Annotated in this window: 20 protein-coding genes; 17 read left to right on the top strand and 3 right to left on the bottom strand. The window is 71.6% G+C overall.

Features of this window, described 5'->3' with window-relative positions; genetic code table 11:
• Nucleotides 1–259: 259 nt before the first annotated feature.
• Together QCZ28_RS09165 and QCZ28_RS09160 are read left to right on the top strand one after the other, a co-directional pair.
• Nucleotides 260–568 carry a hypothetical protein gene (locus QCZ28_RS09165; RefSeq protein WP_279516188.1) on the top strand — a complete coding sequence of 103 codons (309 nt, stop codon included), beginning with the start codon at nt 260–262 and terminating at the stop codon, nt 566–568.
• The gene (locus QCZ28_RS09160; RefSeq protein WP_279516187.1) at nt 565–963 is read left to right on the top strand and encodes a PIN domain-containing protein; all 399 of its coding nucleotides are present in this window, start codon (nt 565–567) and stop codon (nt 961–963) included. The genes QCZ28_RS09165 and QCZ28_RS09160 overlap by 4 nt, the downstream gene beginning before the upstream one ends.
• Nucleotides 964–981: 18 nt before the next feature.
• Here the strand turns inward: QCZ28_RS09160 and QCZ28_RS09155 are convergent, their stop codons facing one another.
• Nucleotides 982–1,740: an HAD-IA family hydrolase gene (locus QCZ28_RS09155; protein ID WP_279516186.1), complete on the bottom strand. Its 759-nt coding sequence runs from the start codon at nt 1,738–1,740 to the stop codon at nt 982–984.
• Between the two features lie 86 nt (nt 1,741–1,826).
• Here QCZ28_RS09155 and QCZ28_RS09150 point away from each other — a divergent pair, with 86 nt between their 5' ends.
• Complete coding sequence (locus QCZ28_RS09150; protein WP_279516185.1) at nt 1,827–4,628, top strand: DEAD/DEAH box helicase; 2,802 nt, start codon at nt 1,827–1,829, stop codon at nt 4,626–4,628.
• Between the two features lie 166 nt (nt 4,629–4,794).
• Nucleotides 4,795–5,679 carry an MHYT domain-containing protein gene (locus QCZ28_RS09145; protein WP_279516184.1) on the top strand — a complete coding sequence of 295 codons (885 nt, stop codon included), beginning with the start codon at nt 4,795–4,797 and terminating at the stop codon, nt 5,677–5,679.
• A 124-nt stretch (nt 5,680–5,803) separates the two neighbouring features.
• On the opposite strand, the gene QCZ28_RS09140 is transcribed toward QCZ28_RS09145, so the two are convergent.
• Nucleotides 5,804–6,454, bottom strand: coding sequence for a GntR family transcriptional regulator (locus QCZ28_RS09140; RefSeq protein ID WP_279516183.1), 651 nt, complete (start codon nt 6,452–6,454; stop codon nt 5,804–5,806).
• A 231-nt stretch (nt 6,455–6,685) separates the two neighbouring features.
• Between QCZ28_RS09140 and QCZ28_RS09135 the strand changes: the two genes are divergently transcribed.
• From QCZ28_RS09135 to QCZ28_RS09075, 13 genes are all read left to right on the top strand, one after another.
• On the top strand, nt 6,686–9,421 hold the full coding sequence (locus QCZ28_RS09135) for a carbohydrate-binding protein (protein WP_279516182.1): 2,736 nt from the start codon (nt 6,686–6,688) through the stop codon (nt 9,419–9,421).
• Nucleotides 9,422–9,472: 51 nt separating this feature from the next.
• Entirely contained in the window at nt 9,473–10,714 is a 1,242-nt protein-coding gene (locus QCZ28_RS09130; protein WP_279516181.1) for an extracellular solute-binding protein, read from the top strand.
• Nucleotides 10,701–11,657, top strand: coding sequence for a sugar ABC transporter permease (locus QCZ28_RS09125; RefSeq protein WP_279516180.1), 957 nt, complete (start codon nt 10,701–10,703; stop codon nt 11,655–11,657). The genes QCZ28_RS09130 and QCZ28_RS09125 overlap by 14 nt, the downstream gene beginning before the upstream one ends.
• The gene (locus QCZ28_RS09120; protein WP_279516179.1) at nt 11,654–12,484 is read left to right on the top strand and encodes a carbohydrate ABC transporter permease; all 831 of its coding nucleotides are present in this window, start codon (nt 11,654–11,656) and stop codon (nt 12,482–12,484) included. Before QCZ28_RS09125 ends, QCZ28_RS09120 begins: the two co-directional genes overlap by 4 nt.
• Complete coding sequence (locus tag QCZ28_RS09115; RefSeq protein ID WP_279516178.1) at nt 12,481–14,415, top strand: hypothetical protein; 1,935 nt, start codon at nt 12,481–12,483, stop codon at nt 14,413–14,415. Before QCZ28_RS09120 ends, QCZ28_RS09115 begins: the two co-directional genes overlap by 4 nt.
• On the top strand, nt 14,412–15,206 hold the full coding sequence (locus tag QCZ28_RS09110) for a hypothetical protein (RefSeq protein WP_279516177.1): 795 nt from the start codon (nt 14,412–14,414) through the stop codon (nt 15,204–15,206). The genes QCZ28_RS09115 and QCZ28_RS09110 overlap by 4 nt, the downstream gene beginning before the upstream one ends.
• A complete protein-coding gene (locus QCZ28_RS09105; RefSeq protein WP_279516176.1) occupies nt 15,178–16,035 on the top strand; it encodes an amidohydrolase family protein in 858 nt (285 codons plus the stop codon). Before QCZ28_RS09110 ends, QCZ28_RS09105 begins: the two co-directional genes overlap by 29 nt.
• An 11-nt stretch (nt 16,036–16,046) precedes the next feature.
• On the top strand, nt 16,047–16,964 hold the full coding sequence (locus tag QCZ28_RS09100; protein WP_279516175.1) for an aldo/keto reductase: 918 nt from the start codon (nt 16,047–16,049) through the stop codon (nt 16,962–16,964).
• A gap of 36 nt (nt 16,965–17,000) precedes the next feature.
• Nucleotides 17,001–17,852 carry a fumarylacetoacetate hydrolase family protein gene (locus QCZ28_RS09095; RefSeq protein ID WP_279516174.1) on the top strand — a complete coding sequence of 284 codons (852 nt, stop codon included), beginning with the start codon at nt 17,001–17,003 and terminating at the stop codon, nt 17,850–17,852.
• Nucleotides 17,849–18,598: an SDR family NAD(P)-dependent oxidoreductase gene (locus QCZ28_RS09090; protein WP_279516173.1), complete on the top strand. Its 750-nt coding sequence runs from the start codon at nt 17,849–17,851 to the stop codon at nt 18,596–18,598. Before QCZ28_RS09095 ends, QCZ28_RS09090 begins: the two co-directional genes overlap by 4 nt.
• A 63-nt stretch (nt 18,599–18,661) precedes the next feature.
• On the top strand, nt 18,662–19,435 hold the full coding sequence (locus QCZ28_RS09085) for a (Fe-S)-binding protein (RefSeq protein WP_279516172.1): 774 nt from the start codon (nt 18,662–18,664) through the stop codon (nt 19,433–19,435).
• Nucleotides 19,436–19,455: 20 nt separating this feature from the next.
• Nucleotides 19,456–20,877: a LutB/LldF family L-lactate oxidation iron-sulfur protein gene (locus QCZ28_RS09080; RefSeq protein WP_279516387.1), complete on the top strand. Its 1,422-nt coding sequence runs from the start codon at nt 19,456–19,458 to the stop codon at nt 20,875–20,877.
• Entirely contained in the window at nt 20,874–21,479 is a 606-nt protein-coding gene (locus QCZ28_RS09075) for an LUD domain-containing protein (RefSeq protein WP_279516171.1), read from the top strand. Before QCZ28_RS09080 ends, QCZ28_RS09075 begins: the two co-directional genes overlap by 4 nt.
• Before the next feature lie 19 nt (nt 21,480–21,498).
• On the opposite strand, the gene QCZ28_RS09070 is transcribed toward QCZ28_RS09075, so the two are convergent.
• On the bottom strand, nt 21,499–22,383 hold the full coding sequence (locus QCZ28_RS09070; protein WP_279516170.1) for an endonuclease/exonuclease/phosphatase family protein: 885 nt from the start codon (nt 22,381–22,383) through the stop codon (nt 21,499–21,501).
• Nucleotides 22,384–22,475 lie beyond the last annotated feature (92 nt).

Here is a 22,475-nt window from a genome sequence, read left to right as displayed (position 1 = left end):
GCGGTGTCCACCTGCCGAAATGCGACCCCCGTCGTTCGGCTGCCGGCCCACCTGGCGCGGCTGCGGGGGCATACGAAGGCCTCGATGGGTCGGCATGGGCCTGAGCGACATCGCGTACGGGGCGGCGCGCTGCTCGGAACCGGGGTATCCGGGGTAGCACTCGAAGCCCCGACCGTTCTGCTCGTGCGCCCGGGGACCGCAAAGCCGACACGGCTGTAAGCGTTCGCCAACGCGGTGCTACCGGCGTACGGTCCCTGGTATGACGAGCGCGATGCGGAAACTATCGATCTCCGTGCCACCTGACGTGGCCGAGCGCCTCGAGTGCGAGTCCAACGCGAGCGCTTACATCACCCAGGCGGTCCGTGACCGGATGCGGCTGGATGCCCTGGATGCGGAGCTGGCCCACCAGGGCATCCCGATCACCGAGCAGGGTGTGGCCGAGGCGCGCGCCCGCCGGGCAGCTGTGGAGGCCGACTGGTCGCCGGAGCGCCGCAGCGCCCTTCGCGAGCGGGTCCGCCAGCAGGCGCTTGACGCCGCCGCCGGAACGCCCGAACAACCGGCCGCGTGAGCCCCGAGGACGACCGCCCGGTCCGGCTCGTGCTGGACCGGTCGGCACTGCTGGCGTACCTGGCGGGGTCGGTGCATGTCGGGGAGCCGCTGCACGAGGTCATCCAGGACCGCAACAGGTTCGGCGTCACTGCCGTGACCGCGGCGGAGACGCTGGCGATCGTCAGCGACCCGAAGGAACGAGCGACCCTGCACCGGCTGCTGAACCTGGACGCCTGTGAGGTGCTCTCGACCGAGGGGCACTCCTGGCACGAACTCAGCTTCTGGCGCACGGTGACGGGCCGTGCCGATCTGGCCACCACAGCGCTGGCCGTCCTCGAACACGACGCCTCGATCCTCACCGGGGAGACCCGGTACGGCGACGGCGAGCTGCCGGTGATCCACATTCCCGACTGACGGCAGACAAGCCGCCGGTCAGCCTGGCAGGGCGAGGTCGAGCACCGCGCCCAGGCCGTTCTCCCGACCCGGCTCGGCGGCCGGGAGGACCAGCACCGAGCAGCCGGCGGCCACCGCCCCGGCGTCCGCGGGTGTGTCACCGACCATCAGGGTCTGCTCCGGGTCGACGCCCAGCATTCCGCAGGCCCGCCAGAAGATCGCCGGGTCGGGTTTGCACCGCCCCACCTCGTACGAGAGGACGAACGCATCGACGAGGTCGGTCAGCCCCCAGGTGTCGAAGTGTGGCCGCAGGTCGAAGCCGATGTTGCTGACCACCGCCACCGGCACTCCGGCGTCGCGCAGCGCGGTCAGCGTGGGGGCGGTGTCGGCGTACGGTTGCCAGCCGTCTGCGGTCAGCAGCCGCTCGTAGAGCGCGTCGGCGAAGCCGTCGATGCCGGCGTCGACGGTCTCGGCCAGCCCGGTGTACGCGCCCCGGTGGGCGTGTTGGTAGAGGTCCCGGTCGGCCCACAGTTCGGCCAGTCGGGGTGGCACCCGCGCCGGCAGTGGCCCGCCGGCGCGCCCGGCGGTCAGCAGGCGGTCGGCCAGTGCGGTGGCGCGGACCCGGTCCAGGGTGACGCCGCACGTCGCCGCGGCCTCCAGCACCCACCGTTGGGGGTCCTCCACCTGGGCCAGGGTGCCGTGGAAGTCGAAGAGCACCGCCTTGACCGGGCGTCGGGACGCCCGGCGCTCGGCGGTGCCCGGCGGACTGGTCTGGGGCGGTTCGGCATGGTCCGGCACGCCGTGCACCCTACCGACCGCCCCCGACCGCCCCTCGGGACGGCCTTGTGGGGTGCTGTGACTCGGCACGCACTAATCTTGGTGCCATGTCGAGCCCCGCCGAGCGGTACGCAGCGGCGCGCCGCAAGGCCGCACAAGCCGCACAGTTTCCGGCGTTGGACGAGTTCGCCCTTGAGCTGGGGTTCGACCTCGACGACTTCCAGCGGGAGGCGTGTCAGTCGCTGGAGCGGGGCAGCGGTGTGCTGGTCTGCGCTCCCACCGGCGCCGGTAAGACGGTGGTCGGGGAGTTCGCCGTCCACCTGGCGTTGCGCGGGCGGCCCGACGACCCGGTGCCCGCCGCCGACGCGACGACCCCGCCGGCGCGGCGCAAGTGTTTCTACACCACGCCGATCAAGGCGTTGTCCAATCAGAAGTACCACGACCTGGTCGCCCGGTACGGCGCCGAGCAGGTGGGCCTGCTGACCGGCGACAACGCGATCAACGGCGACGCGCCGGTGATCGTGATGACCACCGAGGTGCTGCGCAACATGCTCTACGCGGGCTCCAGCACCCTGCAGGGCCTCGCGTACGTGGTGATGGACGAGGTGCACTACCTGGCCGACCGGTTCCGCGGCGGGGTGTGGGAAGAGGTGATCATTCACCTGCCGGCCTCGGTCACCCTGGTCTCGTTGTCGGCGACCGTCTCCAACGCCGAGGAGTTCGCCGACTGGTTGGTCACCGTGCGCGGCGAGACCGCGGTGGTGGTCAGCGAGCACCGGCCGGTGCCGTTGTGGCAGCACATGCTGGTCGGCAAGCGGATGTTCGACCTGTTCCACGACGCCGACGCCGCCCGCAAGCACGACGTGCACCCGGAGTTGCTGCGCTACACCCGGGAGACCGTGCGGCGGCTGGAGTTGGGCGAGGGACGCAGCGCGGGCCCCGGTGCCGGGCGTCGTGGCCCGCGCTGGCGTGGCCCGATGCGCCCCGACATCGTCGACCGGCTGGACCGGGAGGGTCTGCTGCCGGCGATCCTGTTCATCTTCAGCAGGGCCGGGTGCGCGGCCGCGGTGCAGCAGTGTCTCGCCGCCGGGTTGCGGCTCACCTCGGCGGAGGAGCGGGCCGAGATCCGCCGGGTCGTCGAGTCCCGGGTCACCGCCATTCCCGGGGAGGACCTGTCGGTCCTGGGCTACTGGGAGTGGCTGGACGGTCTGGAACGCGGCCTGGCCGCCCACCACGCGGGCATGCTGCCGGTGTTCAAGGAAGTCGTCGAGGAGCTGTTCGTCCGTGGCCTGGTCAAGGCGGTCTTCGCCACCGAGACCCTGGCGTTGGGCATCAACATGCCGGCCCGCTGCGTCGTCCTGGAACGCCTCGTCAAGTACAACGGCGAGGCGCACGTCGACCTGACCCCGGGGGAGTACACGCAGCTCACCGGGCGCGCCGGCCGCCGTGGCATCGACGTGGAGGGGCACGCCGTCGTGGTGTGGTCCCCGGAGACCGACCCGCGGCACGTGGCCGGGTTGGCGTCCACCCGCACCTATCCGCTGCGCTCCAGCTTCCGGCCGTCGTACAACATGGCCGTGAACCTGGTCGGCACCGTCGGCGCGGAGCCGGCCCGCGCTCTGCTGGAGTCGTCGTTCGCCCAGTTCCAGGCGGACCGGTCGGTGGTCGGTCTGGCCCGGCAGGTGCAGCGCAACACCGAGACCATCGAGGCGTACGGCGCGGAGGCCGCCTGCCACCACGGCGACTTCGACGAGTACTTCGCGCTGCGGGTGGCGATCGCCGAGCGGGAGAAGGCGATCGCCCGGCAGGGGCAGACCCAGCGCAAGGCCGCCGCGGTGGCCTCGTTGGAGCGGCTGCGCGTCGGTGACGTGATCCGGGTGCCGTCGGGCCGGCGGGCCGGTCTGGCGGTGGTGCTGGACCCGGCGACCGGCGGGTTCGGTGAGCCCCGGCCGCTGGTGCTCACCCAGGACCGTTGGGCCGGGCGGGTCAGCCCCGGCGACTTCACCACACCGGCCGAGGTGCTGGCCCGCATCCGGGTGCCCAAGCACTTCAACCACCGGTCACCGGCCGCCCGGCGGGATCTCGCCGCCGAGGTCAGCGGCACCGGCCTGGACCGGCACGGCGGTCGGCGCGGAGGGCGTTCGCGGCAGGTGGCCGGCGAGGACCACCGGATCACCCAGCTGCGCACCGAGCTGCGCCACCATCCGTGCCACGCCTGCCCGGAGCGCGAGGAGCACGCCCGCTGGGCGGAGCGGCGTCGGCGGCTGGAGCGCGACACCGAGGAGCTGCGCCAGCGGGTCAGCGGCCGCACGGGGTCCCTCGCCCGGACGTTCGACCGGATCGTGGCGTTGCTGACCGAGCGGGGGTACCTCGCCCGCGACGGCGCGGTCACCGACGCCGGTCGGATGCTGGGCCGGATCTGGACCGAGGCGGACCTGCTGGTCGCCGAGTGCCTGCGCCGGGGGGTGTGGAACGGGCTGTCGCCGGCCGAGCTGGCCGCCGCGGTGTCGGTGGTGGTGTTCGAGGCACGCCGTGATGTCGACGAGCGGGCGTCGCTGCCGCGCGGGCCGGTGGCCGACGCGGTGGACGAGACGCTGAAGCTGTGGGGGGAGATCGAGGCCGACGAGGCGGCGCGCGGGCTGACCGCGACCCGGGAGCCGGATCTCGGGTTCGCCTGGCCGGTCTACCGGTGGGCCCGGGGTGAGGCGCTGGCCAAGGTGCTCGGCAGCGGGCACGAGATCGATGGTGAGATGCCCGCCGGTGACTTCGTCCGGTGGGCACGACAGGTCGTCGACCTGCTCGGTCAGATTGCCGACTCCGGTGGCGCCGCACCTGAGCTGCGCTCGACGGCGCGACAGGCTATAGCGGCGGTCAATCGGGGCGTTCTCGCGTACCACACGTCAGCGTGATAATTACGCTCAGTCATTATCGTCGGTGAATCGACGCAGCGGACCGTTACCGCAATAGCACCCTCCCAAAAAGGCCCGGGGGTGCTATTGCGCCTGATCACGGCACCCCTGATCATTGCCGAGACGCCTTGTTGACGCGTCGGTAACGAATGGGGAGAAAGCCGCCGTGGCGGAGATCAATCACTTTGAGTACGGGTGGATCACGCCCACGCTGAGCTACGCGCTGTCCGTGCTCGGTTCGATCCTCGGTCTGGTCTGCGCCGGGCGTATTCGCACGGCCCGGACGAACGGTCAGCGGGCGTGGTGGGGTCTGCTGTCGGCCTGGGCCCTGGGCGGCACCGCCATCTGGGCGATGCACTTCATGGCCATGCTCGGCTTCGCCGTCGAGAACACCCGGATCCGCTACGACGTGCCGCTGACCGCGGCCAGCACGGCCATCGCCGTGGTGGCGGTGGGTGTCGGCCTGGCCATCGTGGGCACCGGCCGGCTGAATCCGGTACGGCTGATCGCCGGCGGTGTCTTCACCGGTGTCGGCGTGGCGTCCATGCACTACACCGGAATGGCCGCCATGCGCCTCAACGGCAGCCTCGGCTACGACACCCTCCGGGTGGTGCTCTCGGTGGTCATCGCCGTGGTGGCGGCCACCGTCGCGCTGTGGCTCGCGATGACCGTCCGGCGGGCGTTGGCGATCTTCGCCTCCGCGCTGGTCATGGGGATCGCCGTCAACGGGATGCACTTCACCGGCATGAGCGCCCTGTCGGTGCACCGCCACGAACGGACGGGTGAGGTGACCGGCGCCGGGGTGAGCACCCTGCTGGTGCCGATCGTGCTTGCGGTGATCTTCGGGGTGGTCGGTCTGCTCTACGCGTTGCTCGCCGCTCCGACCGATGATGACCGGGCGGCCAGCGCGTACCTGGACGGGCGGCGGCTTTCGGAACCCGTGGTCCCGACGCCCGCCGCTGCTCCCGATCCGGTCGGGTTGCGGGCCCGCTCCACCCTCGGCCAGCCGGGCACCCCGTTCCCGTCCCGCCGGGACACGCCGCCGCGCTGACGCTGTCCGGTGTGCGCAGTGATCGACCTCGACCCGGTGGTCGTCGTCTTTCACTGCGCGAGCGCCATCTTCGCGGTTTCGGCATCCCACCCGACGTGACCGGTGCGACCCGACGCCGCAGCGACTATTCGGCGGTGACGGTGTCCAGGCCGCCCGAGGCGTGCTCGGCGAAGGCCGCCGCTGCGGTCTCGGGGTCTCCGCTGGCGAGCGCCTCGATGAGGTCGGCGTGCCACGCCACCACCCGCCCGCGGTCACCCAGGTAGGCCGGGTCGCCGATCGCGCGTTGGCTGACCAGCATGGGTTCGAGGGTGTCCCACAGGCGGGCGAGAACCGCCAAGCCGGTGGCCGCGATGACGCTGCGGTGGAACTCGATGTCGAGGGCACGGAAGCTCGCCCAGTCGGCCCTCTGGACCGCGGTCTGCATGCGGGCGACGATCGTCCGGAGCCGGGCGAAGTCATCGTCAGCCAGGCGCCCGACCGCGAGGCGCGCGCCGGCGGCCTCGAGGGTGGCGCGCATCTGCCGGGCGATGGCGAACTCCTCCGGGGAGATCTCGGTGACGTAGCTGCCCCGACGGGGCACCGACACCACGAGTCCGGCGTGGACGAGACGCTTCACCGCCTCCCGGACCGGCGCCTGGCTGATGCCGAGTTGTCGGGCGATCTCGGACTCCACCACCCGGGACCCAGGGGCGCGGCTGCCCTCGAGGATCGCGGCGAGGATCAGCTCGTAGACCTGGTCTGAGAGCAGACCCCTGCTGATAACGGTTTCCGTCATTATCACTCCGTCGCATGCTGAGGTTGGTGCAACTCTAGCGATAGTCGATGAGGCCCGCGCCCCCCGTCGCCGGGTGCCGCCCCGACGGCCGCTGTTCGCCCGCCCGGCGACCAGAGGGCAGCACCAGCTACGGCACCGTGTACGAGTGGTCGAGTGAACACGAAACCCACCGTTGACCTTGTGGCAACGTCGACCGTATGGTGGCGCAATCGATTAGCGATCGGATTGACGATGACTTCTCGAACCACCCCGTCCCCCGTCCCCACCCTCCTGCTGACCGTCGCGGTCACCCTCGCGTCGACCCTCCTGGCTGCCCGACCGGCAGCCGCGACCGGCGGCACGACCTACCACGTCAGCACCTCCGGCTCCGATGTCGGCCCCGGCACCACCACCTCGCCGTTTCGCACGATCCAGCGGTGCGCGACAGTCATGGTCGCCGGCGACACCTGCCAGATCGCGGCCGGCACCTACCGCGAAACCATCACCCCCGCCGCCAACGGCACGGCCACCAACCGCATCACCTACACCGCCGCGCCGGGTGCCCGCGTGGTCGTCGACGGCTCCGACCCCGTCACCGGCTGGTCGGCCGTCACGCCCGCCAACCTCACGACACTGCAGGCCAGCGACCCCACCATCACCGGCTCCGAGTTCGCCAGCGCCGTCGGTGCCGGACACGTCCACCGGGCCCCGGTGACCGTCAACGGGAACCTGCCCGGCCAGCAGGTCTTCGTCGACGACGCGATGCAGCCGGAGGCGGCCTGGCCGCACGCCGGCAACAACCCGGCCGAGCCGATCCTCGCGTCCGCCCAGTCGGGCACCCAGACGTCCCTGTCGGACCCGGCCCTCACCCAGCCGGCAGGCTGGTGGGTGGGCGCGCGCCTCACCTCGCACAACTGGTTCGTCAGCGAGACCGGAACGGTGACCAGCTCGGCCGTCGGATCGGTCACCGCCAGCAGCCTGCCCGCCTGCGTGGGCCTGAGCCCCAACCAGAAGAACCTCTACTCCCTCACTGGAAAGCTGGCACTGCTCGGCAAACCGGGGGAGTGGCACCATCGCCCGGCCGACGGGCACCTCTACCTGTGGACTCCCGACGGCGCGACACCGTCGACGCACCTCGTCGAGGTGAAGAAGCGGGAGTACGGCCTCGACCTGTCCGGACGTTCGTACCTCACCGTGCTCGGGCTCGGGCTCAAGGGCACGACGATCCAGACCTCGTCCACCACCCACCACGTCGTCCTCGACGGCATCGCCGCGCGGTACGTCTCCGCCTACGCCGACCTCACGGTCGACCCGAACAAGGTGACCCCCGCCGACCCCTGCGACGTGCTGACCGCCGGAGAGACGACGAGCGGCATCCAGTTGCGCGGTTCGGGCAACACGCTGCGCAACAGCACCGTCGACTGGAGCGCGGGCAACGGCGTCCTGGTCGACGGGACCGGCAACGTGGTGAGCAACAACCGCATCACGAACGCCAACTACCTGGGCAGCTACGCCGCGAGCATCAACCTCCTCGGCAGTAATCACCTCATCAGCCACAACACCGCCTGGGGCAGTGGGCGCAGCAACCTGAACATCGACAACAAGGTCGCCGGGACGACGTCCTCGGGGCACCTGATCCGCTACAACGACTTCGGCGACTACGGCAAGCTCGTCAACGACGTCGGCGCGATCTACGTCTGCTGCCGGGTCAACCTGGCCGGCACGGTCATCGACCACAACCTGCTGCACGACGCGGCGCCCGGGGTCGCCGCCGACGGCCCCGCGCCCGGGGTCTACCTCGACCTGGAGACGTACAACGCGACGGTCGCCAACAACGTGGCGTGGAACCGCACCACCTACGGCGTGGTGCTGATCAACCCCAACGGCGGTACGACGTCGGGCAACCGGATCTACGGCAACACCAGCGGCACCGACCCCAAGGCGGTCAGCCTCTTCGGTGGCACGTACTCCTCCTCGGAGGTCCGCAACAACATCGGGACCGTCGACACCGCCGCAGGCGTGACGGTCACCAACAACCTGCCAAACTCCACCAACCCACAGTTCGTCAACCCCGGCGCGCTCGACTTCACCGTCGGCGCCGGTTCACCGGCCCGCAACGCGGCAACGCCCCTGCCACCGTGGACGGACGGATCGACCGATCTGTCGCCGACCATCGGCGCCTACCCGTACGGCGCCCCGAAGTGGGCGGCGGGGGCATGGTCGAGCGCCACCGTCGTACCGGCCGAGTCCTTCGTGAGCGGCGCGGGGGTGAACACCCGTGCCGCCGGCACCGGCACGGTCGTCGGCAGCTTCGACGGCGGTGACTGGGTTCGCTACGCCAACGTTGCGTTCGGTGCCGGACGGACCGGATTCGAGGTGAGCATCGCGACCGAGGCCGCGTACGCCGGCCAGCGGTTCGAGATCCGCATCGACGCGTCGACCGGGCCGGTGATCGGCACGGCGACGGTGTCGTCGACGGGCAGCTTCAACAGGTTCGGCACGCAGTACACCCCCATCGTTCCCACGAGTGGCACCCACGACGTGTACCTGCGGGCGCTCGGCTCGGGGCCGGGCGTGGGTGACCTCGACACCATCGCGTTCACCCGACCCCCGGCCCGGTTCGAGGCGGAGGCCGCCGACGCCAGCTCGGGCACCACGACGACACCGGGCGGCACCGGCTCGTACGTGGGCTCGTTCGACGGCGGCGACACCCTCACCTTCCGGTCCGTCGACTTCGGCGGCGGCCGGACCAGCTTCGTCGCCGCTGTTGCCGTCGACCCAGCGTACGCCGGTCAGCGCATCGAGGTGCGTCTCGGCAGCCCGAGCGGCACCACGATCGGCACGATGACCCTCACCTCGACCGGATCCTGGGCACGGTTCGCCACGCAGACCACCGCGATCACGCCCACGTCGGGCATGCACGACGTGTTCCTCGTGGCCACCGGCGGCGCCGGAGTCGCGAACCTCGACTGGATCTCGTTCGAGTAGCGGCGCAGCACCCCACCCACAGACGCCTCACCTCTCAGCCAAGGAGTATTCATGCGCTACCGCGCGCGCGGCCTCGCCGCGATTCTCGTCACTTCGGCGCTCACGGCCGGTCTCCTGACCGGGTGCGGAGCGGACGACGCAGGATCGGGGAAGAAGGAACTCCGCATCCTCGCCAACATCACCCCCGTGCTCACCAAGGAGTACTACGAGAAGCTCGTCCAGCCCTGGGTCGCCACCCAGGACGGCGTCACCGTCACCATCGAGGTGCCCAGCGCCGAGAACGTGCAGGCCACGTTGCAGCAGGAGCTGGCCTCCGGCGACGTCCCCGACATCGTCGCGAGCAACCTGGACCCCGTCGTCGCGCCGCAACTGCTCGGGCTCCCCGAGGAGAGCTGGGTCCTCGACACGCCGCTCGCCCAGCAGAACCGGGTCGACGGGAAGATCTGGCAGGTCGCGACCGGCGCCCAGATCCAGTCGCTGGTGTTCTACAACAAGGCGGCCTTCGCCGCCGCCGGCATCGACAAGATGCCGACCGGTCTCGACGACTTCACCGCCGCCCTGCGCAAGCTCAAGGGCGCCGGATATCTGCCGTTGCAGACCGCCGGTGAGTGGGTCACCGGGGCGCAGTTCGCCATGCTGGCGAACCCCGAGTTGCTGAAGTCCGGGAACTTCTACGCCGACCGCACGAAGGGCTCGGCCACCTTTGCGGGAAGCGCCTACCAGCGTTACCTCGACGCCTACGCCACCTGGATCGCCGAGGGCCTGGTCGACCGCAACGCGCTGGGCCTCAAGTACCAGGACTCCATCGACGCCTTCACCTCGGGCAAGGCCGCGACCTACGTCATCGGCAACTGGATCGTCCCGTCAATCGACGAGGCGACGAAGAAGTTCGACGTCGGTGTCTTCCCGACCCCGTCGCTCGACGGCAGCCCGGTCGGGCAGCTCAGCGGGCCCGCCCAGCCGTACTCGATCCTGCAGGGCTCGAAGAACCGGCAGCTCGCGCTCGACCTGGTGAAGTACCTGGTCAGCGACAAGACCGCCATCGCCACCTCGCTCGCCTCCGAGGGCAACTTCCGCCAGGGCGTCGCCTACGAGGCCAGCCCGCTGAACAAGTCGGTAGCGGCGATCCTCGACTCGGCACCGGGGCTCGTCCTCGGCACCTCCGGCGCCGGCATCCCCGGCGGGTTCGGCGACGAACTGAACAAGCAGGTCCAAGCGCTGTACGTGCGCAGCACCCCCGCCGACGCGGCGGCGGCCCTCGACTCGTGGTGGAAGTTGAATGCCAACCAGTGACACCATCCCCGTCACCGGCGGGGCGGCCACCGCCGTCCCGCCGGCACGGCCCCGCGGTCGACGCCGCGCCGGCCGCCTCGACCTGCTGACCGACGCGGTAATGATCAGCCCGGCGCTCGCGCTCGTCGTGATGTTCGTGCTCGTCCCCATCGGGATCGCCGTCTACCTGAGCTTCACCAACTGGGACGGGTTCACCATGCCCGCGTCCTGGGTCGGGACCCGCAACTACGAGCGCCTCGTCCAGGACCCCGACGTGCTCCGGGCAGCCGGCCTCACGGCCGTCATCGCCCTGGTCGGCACCCTCGCCTGCAACGTCCTCGGCCTGGGGATCGCGCTGTTGCTCAACGGCAACTCGCGGATCAACACGGTGATGCGGGTGCTGGTCTTCTCGCCGTACGTGATCGGCCCGATCATCCTCGGTTTCCTCTGGGCGTCGATCCTCGGCACCAACGGTGCGGTGAACGCGCTGCTGCGCAACTCCGGCGCGGGCGGGTTGCCGTTCCTCGCCGATCCCACCTGGGCGACGGTGACGACCATCGCGGTCGTCATCTGGGCGAGCTTCGGCGTGAACGTCGTGCTGTACCTCGCCGGGCTGCAGACCCTCGACGCCTCGCTCACCGAGGCGGCGACCGTCGACGGCGCGGGGCCGTGGCAGACCTTCTGGCGGGTCAAGCTTCCGGTGCTCGCGCCCACCGTGACCCTCAACGTGGTGCTGGCCGCGATCGGTCTGCTGCGGGTCTACGAGCTGGTGCTCGCGCTGACCGCTGGCGGCCCGGCGGGGTCGACGCAGACCGTGGTGTTCAGCATCCTCACCACCTCGTTCAGCCGGTCGCAGCTCGGGTACGGCGCCGCCCAGTCCGTCGTCCTCATGGTCGCGATCATCACGGTGACCGTCGCGCTCACCCAAGCGCGTCGTCGTAGCGAACGGGCGGTGGCCGCATGAGAGTCGCCCGGTTCGCCCGTGCCACGGCGCTGGTCCTGGTCGCCCTGGCCATGCTGGGGCCGCTGTACCTGCTCATGACGAACGCGTTCAAGTCGCAGGAGGACATCGTCGGGTCCCCGTTCGGGGTACCCACCGAGGGTTTCACCCTTGACAACCTGTACGCCGCCGCCACCTCGTCGACCTTCAACGTCATCGAGGCGTACGGCACGACCGCGCTGCTGGTCGTCGCCGTGAACGTCCTGTCGATCCTGCTGACCGGTCCGGCCGCGTACGCGATCGGTCGGGGTGTCCGCCGGGGGCACCGGGTGGTCCTGCTGGTCATGCTCGCCGGACTGTTCATCCCGACCCAGGCCATCGTCATCCCGGTCATCTACGTGTTGAAGACGGTCGGCCTGATGGGCACCGTTCCCGGGCTCGTGCTCTTCCAGACCGCGCTCACCATCCCCACCACGCTGTTCCTGTTCACCACGCTGGTGCAGAGCATTCCGCGCGAGTTGGACGAGGCGGCCCGGATCGACGGCGCCTCCAAGATCGGCACGTTCTGGCGGGTGATCTTTCCGCTGCTGCGCCCCGCCGTCGCCACCGCGGTCGTGCTGAACGCCGTCGGGGTGTGGTCGGACTTCGTCAGCCCGCGACTCATCCTCGGACCCGGCTCCGGGGTCTACACGGTGACGACCGGGGTCTTCGCGGCCGTCAGCAAGTACTCCACCGACTTCACCGTCGTGTACGCGAACATGCTGCTCGCCGTCGCGCCGGTGGTCGTGTTCTACGTGCTGCTGCAGAAACGCATCATCGGCGGCCTCACCTCGGGGGCGGTCAAGGGATGACACCCCGGATCAAAGCCGCCGTCGCGTTGCGCGAACTGCCGCGCTGGGCGCTGCTCGAACGCGAGCTGCTCCGGCGGCTCGACCGCGGGTGGCGGGAGTTCGAGCGCCGCTTCTGCGAGCCCGACGGCCGGCTGCGCTATCACGGGCAAATGGTCGGCCGTGATGGCGTGGACGACTTCTACGAACCGTTCTTCAACTGGCCGACACTGTATCGGCTCGGCGGATCGGCCGATCTGCTCACCGCGGCCAAACGGCACTGGGAGGGCGTGACCCGGCAACTCACCGAGGTCGGCTTCCTACGCGACGAGTACGAGGTCGGCTACGACTGGTTCCACCAGGGCGAATCCCTGCCGTTCCTGCTCGGGATCTGCGCCGCCGACCCGGCCGACGCCGCCTTCCGGGCGCGGGCGCGGCGCTTCGCCGAGCTGTACCTGCCCGGCTCGGACAACTACGACCCCGTGACCCGCACGATCGTCGCCCCGCACACCGGGGCCGGCGGCCCGCGCTGGGGCGTCGGTGAGGAGTGGGCGGACTACCGCGCCGACCAGCCCGGCATGCGGATCTACGGGTTGCCGCTGCTCGACATACCGGGCATCGACTCCTGGGAGGACCTGGGTGACCCGGCCGCGGCACGGGCGATGGGCCAGGCGATGCAGCAGCGGATGGGTCGGGGCGACACCGCGGTCAACCTCGCCGCGACGACCCTCGCGGTGAACGCCTGGCTCTACGACCACGATGAGCGCCTCGCCGCCTGGGTGCTGGAGTACGTCGACGCCTGGCGGGAGCGCGCCGCCGCGAACGGTGGCGTGCTGCCCGACAACGTCGGACCGTCCGGGCAGGTCGGCGAGCTGCACGGCGGCGCCTGGTACGGCGGGCACTACGGCTGGACCTGGCCGCACGGGCTGCACTCGATCCTGCCGGCCGCCACCGTCGCCGCGCTCAACGCGGTGCTGCTCACCGGCCACGTCGACCGACTCGACCTGGTGGACGGCACCCTCGACGCCGTCCTCGCCGAGGGGCAGGTCGCCGACAGGATCGCGGAGCGGGGGAGCCTCGGTCCGGGCTGGGCCGAGCGGCTCGGCGCGGACGAATCCACCCGGGAACTGCTGGTGCCCTACCGGCGCGGGCCGCAGGGCTGGTTCGACCGGCACCCCGTACCGCTGGCACCGCTGCTGTGGCGGGCCTGGACGCGCGGCGACATCGCCACTGACCCGCACATCGAGCGGCTGCGTGCCGCCTCCGACACCGACTGGGAGAAGGTGCGCTGGTTCCACGACAAGGAGGAACAGGGCCACGAGGCCCCGTGGATCGGCTACCTCGCCGGCCGCAACCCGGACTACCCCGAACGGGCGTTGGAACTGGCACTGGCGCAGACACTGCGGCGGATGGCCCTGATCGATGCGGCGCCGGACGAGCCGGAAGACGGTGACATCCACTTCTGGCAACGGCTCAACCCGGTGGTCACCGAGGTGTTGAGTCACCTCGTCACCGGGGCGCCGCCGGCGATCTACTACGGCGGACTGCCACTCGCCCGGGTGCTGGTCGGCGACGGGCGGCTCGGCCGCCCCGGCCTGCCGGCCGACGTCGCCGCCCTGGTCACCGCCGTCGAGGAACGTCGCGTGGTCGTCGAGCTGGTCAACACCGGCGACCACGAGCAACTCGCCGTGGTGCAGGCCGGCGCCTTCGGCGAGGACGAGATCGTGGCCGTCGGTCACGACGTCGCGAACCCCGGCTATCCGGGCGACCCCCGGCGTTACGACGTCCCACCGGTGCGCACCGTGCCCCACCGCACCATCGTCGGCGGCAGCCGCGTGGAGGTCCTGCTGCCCGCCCGAACCCGCATCACCCTCGACCTCGACATCCAGCGGCGCGCGTACCGCGCCGCCCACCAGCACGTCGTCCACGGCACCACCCAGGAGGAACACCCATGAACACCGCCGCCCTCGAATCTCCGGCGACCGTCTGGCCGCTGCCCGTCCGCGGCGGGGCCTTCGACCGGGCCGACCCCGACGTCCTGCGCCGGATGGAGGTGGTGAGCGCCGCCACCGCGTGCGCGAAGCTCAACGGCCTCGGCATCACCCGTACCGCCGTGCAGGGACCGGCGCCGCTGGAGCGCGGCAGCCGAGTGGTCGGCTCGGCGTTGACCCTGCAGTTCATGCCCCAGCGCGAGGACGTCGCCAGCGGGCTCAGCCAGGAGTACATCGAACGGCACACCGCGCTGTGGGCGGTGCTGGAAACCGTGCAGGAGGGTGACGTCCTCGTCGTGCAGGCGTACGGCAGCTCGTTCACCGGCTGCTTCGGCGACATGCTGGTGCGCTACTTCAAGCGCCGCGGCGGCGCCGGCATCGTCGTCGACGGGCGTATCCGGGACGCCGCCCGGGTGCGGGAACTCGGGGTGCCCATCTGGTGCACCGGCACGACCCCGCACTACGCCTCGCAGACCGACCTGTTCCCGTGGGCGTACGACGTGCCGGTCGCCGCCGGCGGGGTGCTCTGTCTGCCGGGCGACGTGGTCGTGGCGGACGACGACGGCGCGGTCATCGTGCCCGCCGGCAGGGCGCTGGAGCTGGTCCAGTCCGCCGAGGACCACGAGAACTGGGAGGAGTTCAGCCGGATGCGCCTCGAACAGGGCGCCCGTCTGTCGGACTACTACCCGCTGAGCCCGGACAGCCGCGCCGAGTACGAGGCCTGGCGTGACGCCGGCCGCCAGCCGCTCACCTGACGTGGCGTCCACGATCGACGCCCACGTGCACGTCTGGGGCGAGGAATTGCTGGACGCGGCGTGGCTCGCGGCGCCGGCCGCGCGACCGATCCGTCGCGCGTTCGGGCTGGGCGACCTCGCGCCCGAGCTGGTCCTCGCCGGGGTGCGACACGTGGTGCTCGTCGCCGCCGACGAGCGCGACTGCGCGGCGCAGCGGCTGCTGGCGGGCGCGGCGGACGATCCACGGGTCGCCGCCGTGGTGGCCGGGGTCGACCTCACCGCGCCCGACGTCGGCACCCGGCTCGCCGCGTTGCGTGCCGGTCCCGGCGGCACTCTTCTGCGCGGTGTGCGGCAGTCGCTTGTCGGCGCTCCCGACTCCTGGTGGTCGACGTCGGCCGTCGCGGTGGGCCTCGCCGCGGTGCAGCGGGCCGGGCTGCTGCTCGAGCTGCTGATCTCCCCGGAGCAGCTGCCGGAGGCCGCCGCCCTCGCGCAGCGGTGCCCGAGCCTCCCGGTCGTCGTCGACCACCTGGCGAACGCCGCCCGGCCAGGGACGGACCTCGCCGCCTGGCGGCGGGCGCTCACGCAGCTCGCCCGCGCGCCGCTCGCCGTCGCCAAGCTGTCGAGCCTCGGTACCGACGAGCGGACCGCGGTCACCCTGGCCGGCGACGCGCGCGCTGTCCTCGGGGCGGACCGGCTGCTCTGGGGCTCGGACTGGCCGGTGTTGCTGCTGCGCGACGACTACCGGGGCGAGCGGGCCCGCCTCGACCGGCTGCTCGCCGGCTGGACACCTGCCGAGCGTGCCGCGGTGCTCGGCGGCACCGCCGCCCGGGTGTACGGGACACTGCGGTGAGGGCGAACGCGGTGGGACGCTCCACCGTCGTGGTCACCGAGTTGGGTCTCGGCACCGCGCAGCTCGGCGGGCTCTACGCGCCGATGGACCAGCGAACGGCCGACATGACCGTGGCGGCGGCGTGGGAGGCGGGCGTCCGCTACTTCGACACGGCGCCGCACTACGGGCTCGGTGCGGCCGAAGAGCGTCTCGGCGTCGCGCTCGCCGGCCAGCCGCGGGAAGCGTTCACGATCAGCACCAAGGTGGGTCGCCTGATCGTCGAGAGTACCGACGGCGAGCGGGAACGCCGCTGGGGCTTCAGCGCCGACGCCGTCCGGCGATCTCTCGACGAGTCCCGGCAGCGGCTCGGCGTCGACCGGATCGACGTGGCGCTCGTGCACGACCCCGAGGCCCACCTCGACCAGGCCGTCGACGAAGCGTTCCCGGTGCTCGCCGAGCTGCGCGCACGCGGCGAGATCGGGGCGGTCGGGGTCGGCACCCGGGACCTGCCGAGCCTGATCCGGTTCGTCCGGGAGACCGACATCGACGCGGTGATGGTGGCCGGTCGACTGACGTTGCTCGACGCGAGCGCGCTCACCGAACTCATCCCGCTGTGCCGGGAGCGGGGGGTGTCGGTGTTGAACGCGGGCGTGTTCAACAGCGGGGTGCTCGCGGCGCCGGCACCCACGGCGGGAACGCACTTCGAGTACGTTGCCGCCCCGCCCGACGTCGTCGCCCGCGCTCGCGACATCGAGACCGCCGCGCTGGGCCACGGGGTCAGCCTGCCCGAGGCCGCGCTGGCCTTCGCGGCCGACAGCGACGTCGTCTCGTCAGTGGTGGTCGGGGCGGAGTCGCCGGAGCAGATCGCGGGGACCGTGCACGCCTTCGCCGCCCGCCGGCGCGACCTCACCGCGCTCTGGCGATCCGTGCGGCAGGTGAACCGTGGGTGACCGGTGTGGGTCAACCCGAACACAGAGGAGATGGAGATGAACTTCCAGCGTCTCGGCCCGCCCGGCCGGGAGATCCCGGTCGTCCAGCACGACGGTACGACCTTCGACCTGCGTACGCTCACCGCCGACCTGGACGGGGCCTTCTGGGCGTCGGACGGGATCGGGCGTACCCGGGCCGCGCTCGAACGCGGTGAGCTGGTGGAGGTGCCCGACGCCCGCGCGCTGCGGGTGGGCGCCCCGGTCGCGCGTCCCAACAAGATCGTCTGCATTGGACTCAACTACCGTGACCACGCGGCGGAGACGGGGGCGCAGCTCCCCGCCGAGCCGGTGGTCTTCATGAAGGACCCGATGACCATGGTCGGGCCGTTCGACGACGTGTACGTTCCACGCGGCTCCACCCAGACCGACTGGGAGGTCGAACTCGCGGTCGTCATCGGCACGACCGTCCGCTACGCGGACTCGCCGGAGCAGGCCCTGCGACACGTCGCGGGGTACGCGGTGTCGCACGACGTCTCCGAGCGCGGATTCCAGCTTGAGCGCGGGGGGCAGTGGGACAAGGGCAAGAGCTGCGAGACGTTCAATCCGCTGGGGCCGAGCCTCGTCCCGGCGGACGAGGTCGGCGACCCGCAGTCGATGTCGCTGCGGCTCTGGGTCAACGGGGTCCTCCGCCAGGACGGGTCCACCAAGGACATGATCTTTCCGGTCTCGTATGTCCTGTGGTACCTCAGCCAGTTCATGGTCCTGTACCCCGGTGACGTCATCAACACGGGCACGCCGGCGGGGGTGGCGCTCGGCCGTCCGGACCAGCCCTACCTGCGCGTGGGTGACGTGGTGGAGGTGGAGGTCGCCGGTCTGGGACGGGCCCGCCAGACGATGGTGGCGGCATGACCGCGGAGTTCGCCGGGCTGGCCGCGATCGTCACCGGGGGAGCGTCCGGCATCGGTCACGCCACCGCCCTGGAGTTGCGGGCGAGGGGCGCCCGGGTGGCGGTCCTGGACCTCGACCCGAGTGGCCTGCCGGACGACGTGGTCGGCGTCGTCGCCGACGTGGCCAGCCGCCCGTCGGTCGAGCAGGCGGTCGCCACGGCCGCCGCCGCGCTCGGCGGCATCGACGTGGTGGTCAACAACGCGGGGGTCGGGGCGACCGGAACCGTCGCCGACCACGGTGACGACGAGTGGCACCGCGTGCTCGACATCAACGTGGTCGGCATGGCACGAGTCGTCAGCACCGCCCTGCCGTGGCTGCGCCGCTCGGATGCCGCGTCGGTGGTCAACATCTCGTCGATCGCCGCGCTCAACGGTCTGCCCGATCGGGCACTCTACTCGGCCAGCAAGGGCGCGGTGCTGTCGCTGACCCTCGCCATGGCCACCGACCACGTCCGTGAGGGGGTCCGGGTCAACTGCGTGTGCCCCGGCACGGCCGACACGCCGTGGGTGGGCCGCCTGCTGGCGCGGGCTGAGGATCCGGCCGCCGAGCGCGCCGCGCTGCGGGCCCGGCAACCGATCGGACGACTGGTGACGCCGGAGGAGGTCGCGAACGCGATCGTCTACCTCGCGTCACCGCGATCGGGATCCACCACGGGCACGGTGCTGGACGTCGATGGTGGCATCACCCACCTGCGGGTCCGGCCATGACGCCAGTGCCGAACGAGACGCCGGCGGTGCTGCGGGCTGCCGCCCGACGGGAGGAGGCGTGACGTGCGGATCGCGCTGTTCGTGACCTGCCTGGCCGACACCCTGTTCCCGCAGGCGGCGACGGCGACGGTGCGGTTGCTGGAGCGCCTCGGCCACGAGGTGGTCTTCCCGGTGGACCAGACCTGCTGCGGGCAGATGCACGTCAACACCGGCTACCAGTCCGAGGCGGTGCCGTTGGTACGCCGACATGTGCGGGTCTTCGACCCGTACGACATGATCGTCGCGCCGTCGGGCTCCTGCGTGGGGGCGGTGCGGCATCAGCACCCGTCGGTGGCCCGACGGGCGGGCGACGCGTCGTTGGCCGCTCGGGCCGAGTCGGTGGCGGCCCGGACGTACGAGTTGTCGGAGCTGCTCGTCGACGTGCTCGGGGTGACCGACGTGGGGGCGTACTACCCGCACCGGGTCACCTACCATCCGACCTGTCACTCGTTGCGGATGCTGCGGTTGGGGGACCGGCCGCGACGGTTGCTGCGCGAGGTGCGTGGCCTCGACCTGGTCGAGTTGCCGGCCGCGGAGCAGTGTTGCGGGTTCGGCGGCACGTTCGCGCTGAAGAACGCGGACACCTCCACCGCCATGCTGGCGGACAAGATGCGCCACGTGCTCTCCACCGGCGCCGACGTGTGCGTCGCCAGCGACTCCTCGTGTCTCATGCACATCGGCGGTGGTCTGTCCCGGCTGCGGACCGGCGTCCGCAGCGTGCACCTCGCGGAGATCCTGGCGTCGACCGAGTCGAACGCGACCGCCAGCGTCTCGGATCGATCGGCGGTGCGACCGTGACGCGTCCGACCTTCCTCGGCATGCCAGCGTTCGCCCCACCCGGGGTGGGACAGCTGCGCGGCGAGGAGACGTTCCCCGCGGCCGCGCGTCGTAGCCTCGGCGACCCACAGCTGCGCCGCAATCTGCGGCACGCCACGACGACGATCCGGGCCAAGTCGGAAGGCGTCATCGCCGAGGTGCCGGACTGGGAGCAGTTGCGCTCGGCCGGCGCGGCGATCAAGGCCGACGCCATGAACCGCCTGCCGGAGCTGCTGGAACAACTCGAAGCAAAGGTCACCGAGGCCGGTGGCGTGGTGCACTGGGCGGCTGACGCGGTGGAGGCCAACCGGATCGTCACCGACCTCGTCCGGGCGGCCGGCGCGGACCGCGTCATCAAGGTCAAGTCGATGGCGACCCAGGAGACCGGCCTCAACGAGGCGCTGCACGCGGCCGGCGTCACCGCGGTCGAGACGGACCTCGCGGAGCTGATCGTGCAGCTCGGCGACGACCGTCCCAGCCACCTCCTGGTCCCCGCGATCCACCGCAACCGGGCGGAGGTCCGGGAGATCTTTCTCCGCGAGATGCCCGGCGTCGACCCGGCGCTGACCGCCGACCCGGCGGAGCTGGCCGCCGCCGCACGCCGCTACCTCCGGGAGACGTTCCTGAGTACGCCGGTGGCGGTGTCCGGCGCGAACTTCGCTGTCGCCGAGACCGGCACCCTGGCCGTGGTGGAGTCCGAGGGCAACGGTCGGATGTGCCTGACCCTGCCGCACACGTTGATCACCCTTATGGGCGTGGAGAAGGTCGTGCCGACCTGGCGGGACCTGGAGGTGTTCCTGCAGTTGCTGCCGAGGGCCTCGACGGGGGAGCGGATGAACCCGTACACGTCCATGTGGACCGGGGTCACCCCCGGCGACGGGCCGCAGGCGTTCCATCTGGTCCTGCTGGACAACGGGCGCAGCGCGGTGCTCGCCGACGAGGTCGGCCGGCAGGCGCTGCGGTGCATCCGTTGCTCGGCCTGCCTCAACGTGTGTCCGGTGTACGAGCGTGCCGGCGGGCACGCGTACGGGTCGGTCTATCCGGGGCCCATCGGGGCGGTGCTGTCGCCCCAGCTCACCGGCATCGACGACAACGCGTCCCTGCCGTACGCGTCGACGCTGTGCGGCGCGTGCTACGACGCCTGCCCGGTGAAGATCAACATTCCGGAGTTGCTTGTGCACCTGCGTACCGAGGTCGTCGAATCGCGACGTCGACCCACCGCGGAGTCGATCGCGATGGCCGCCGCCGCGTACGCGATGGACCATCCCCGGTGGTACGAGGCCGCGCAGCGCGCCACCCGGCTGAGCCGACTCGCCGGCCCGCACGGACGGGGCCTGCCGCCGCCGCTGAGCGACTGGACCGGCAGCCGCGACCTGCCGGAACCACCGGCGCAGACCTTCCGCGACTGGTGGGCGAAGCGATGACGTCGCGGGACCTCGTCCTCGGCCGGTTACGGGCCGCGCTCGCCGGCGGCCCACACACACCGGCCGAGGTGCCGAGGGACTACCGGCACACGGGCATGCTCGATCTTGACCAGTTGGTGGACCGGTTGACCGACTACCGGGCCCACGTGCACCGGGTGGCCGAGACCGCTGTCGCCGACACGATCGCCGACATCGTGCCGGCGGGCGCCACTGTCGTCGTACCCCCGGGTGTGCCGCCGGTCTGGCTGCCGCCGACGGTGACCGTGCTGCGCGACGACGGCCTCGATGACGCGCGGATCGGGGCCGCGGACGCCGTCGTCACCGGCGCGGCCCTCGCCGTGGCCCAGACCGGCACGGTTGTCCTCGACGGCTCACCCGACCAGGGTCGACGGGTGCTCAGCCTGCTGCCGGACCGGCACGTGTGCGTGGTCCGGGCCGACCACGTGGTGGCCACCGTCCCCGAGGCCCTCGCCCGGTTGACCCCACACCTGCCGCTGACCTGGATCAGCGGCCCGTCGGCCACCAGCGACATCGAGCTCGTCCGGGTGGAAGGGGTGCACGGCCCGCGTCGGTTGCACGTCATCCTGCTGTCGGCCCGGTGAGGGGTCGGCATCCCGGGGGTCAGGTCGGCGAACGGCTGGATCGGCTGCCGCCGATGCTGAGAGTGGTCAGCAGCCCGGGGTGGTCGGTCGCCCCTCGCATGGGGACCAGTGCGCGGCAGCAGAGCGTGATGTCGGTCGTCGCCACGATGTGTTGCAGTCGGCCGTCGTCGATCCGCTGGTGGCCCGGCGGTGTGCATGACCGCACGTCGGGGTCGTGGCCGGCGCGCAGGTTGAGGTCGCCGCCCAGCACGATGGGCTCGTACCCGGCGTTGCGGCTGATGATCGGCAGGATGGTGCCGAGCAGGTGGTCGCACTGGCTGAGCGCGACGCGGTAACCGGTGGCAGACAGGTGCGTGGTGCAGACGAGCAGGGCGCCGTCGGCGTCGACGCAGAGCCAGGCCCGTTCCTCGGGGTCCGCGAGGTCCTGCGTCGGATGGGTCCCGGCGTACACGGTCCCCGGGCTGGCCGCTGCCCGCGCGTGGGTCAGCAGCCCGATGCCGAATCGTTGGCCGTTGCGGCAGCGGGTGTCGTCGCCGCTCGGACGGTCACCGGCGGCCTGGAACGCGGCCACGACGGTCCGGCCGGGGTGGACGGTCTGGAACACGCGGCGCAGGACGGCAAGGTCGTTCGCGCAGATCTCGTTGAGGGTGACCAGGTCGGGCGCCTCGGCGGTGATCACCTCGGTGGCCCTGGCCAGCGCCCGGCCGGTGTAGCAACCGGCGCGGCCACTGTTGCAGAGGTTCATCTGCAGCATCCGCAGCACGGTAACCTGCGGGGCGTCGGCCGGTGCGGCGCGCAGTGCGGTCGGTCGTGCGGCCGGCGCCGCGGTCGGCAGCGCGGCGACGGCGAGAAGGCAGCCCACGGCCAGGGCTCGGCGCAGGAAACGGTTCGGACGGGCGGCCACACGGACTCCGGGATGCACGAGGCGAACAGTCATCGCCGAGGTGCCAGTGATCCTACTGGCGGTGCACCGGCAATGGAGATCCAGAGCGGCGG

This window comes from Micromonospora sp. DH14, from assembly GCF_029809455.1.
Taxonomy (GTDB): Bacteria; Actinomycetota; Actinomycetes; order Mycobacteriales; family Micromonosporaceae; genus Micromonospora; species Micromonospora parva.
Note: the sequence above shows the minus strand (reverse complement) of the source record. Positions and strands in the feature narration are given on the sequence as shown.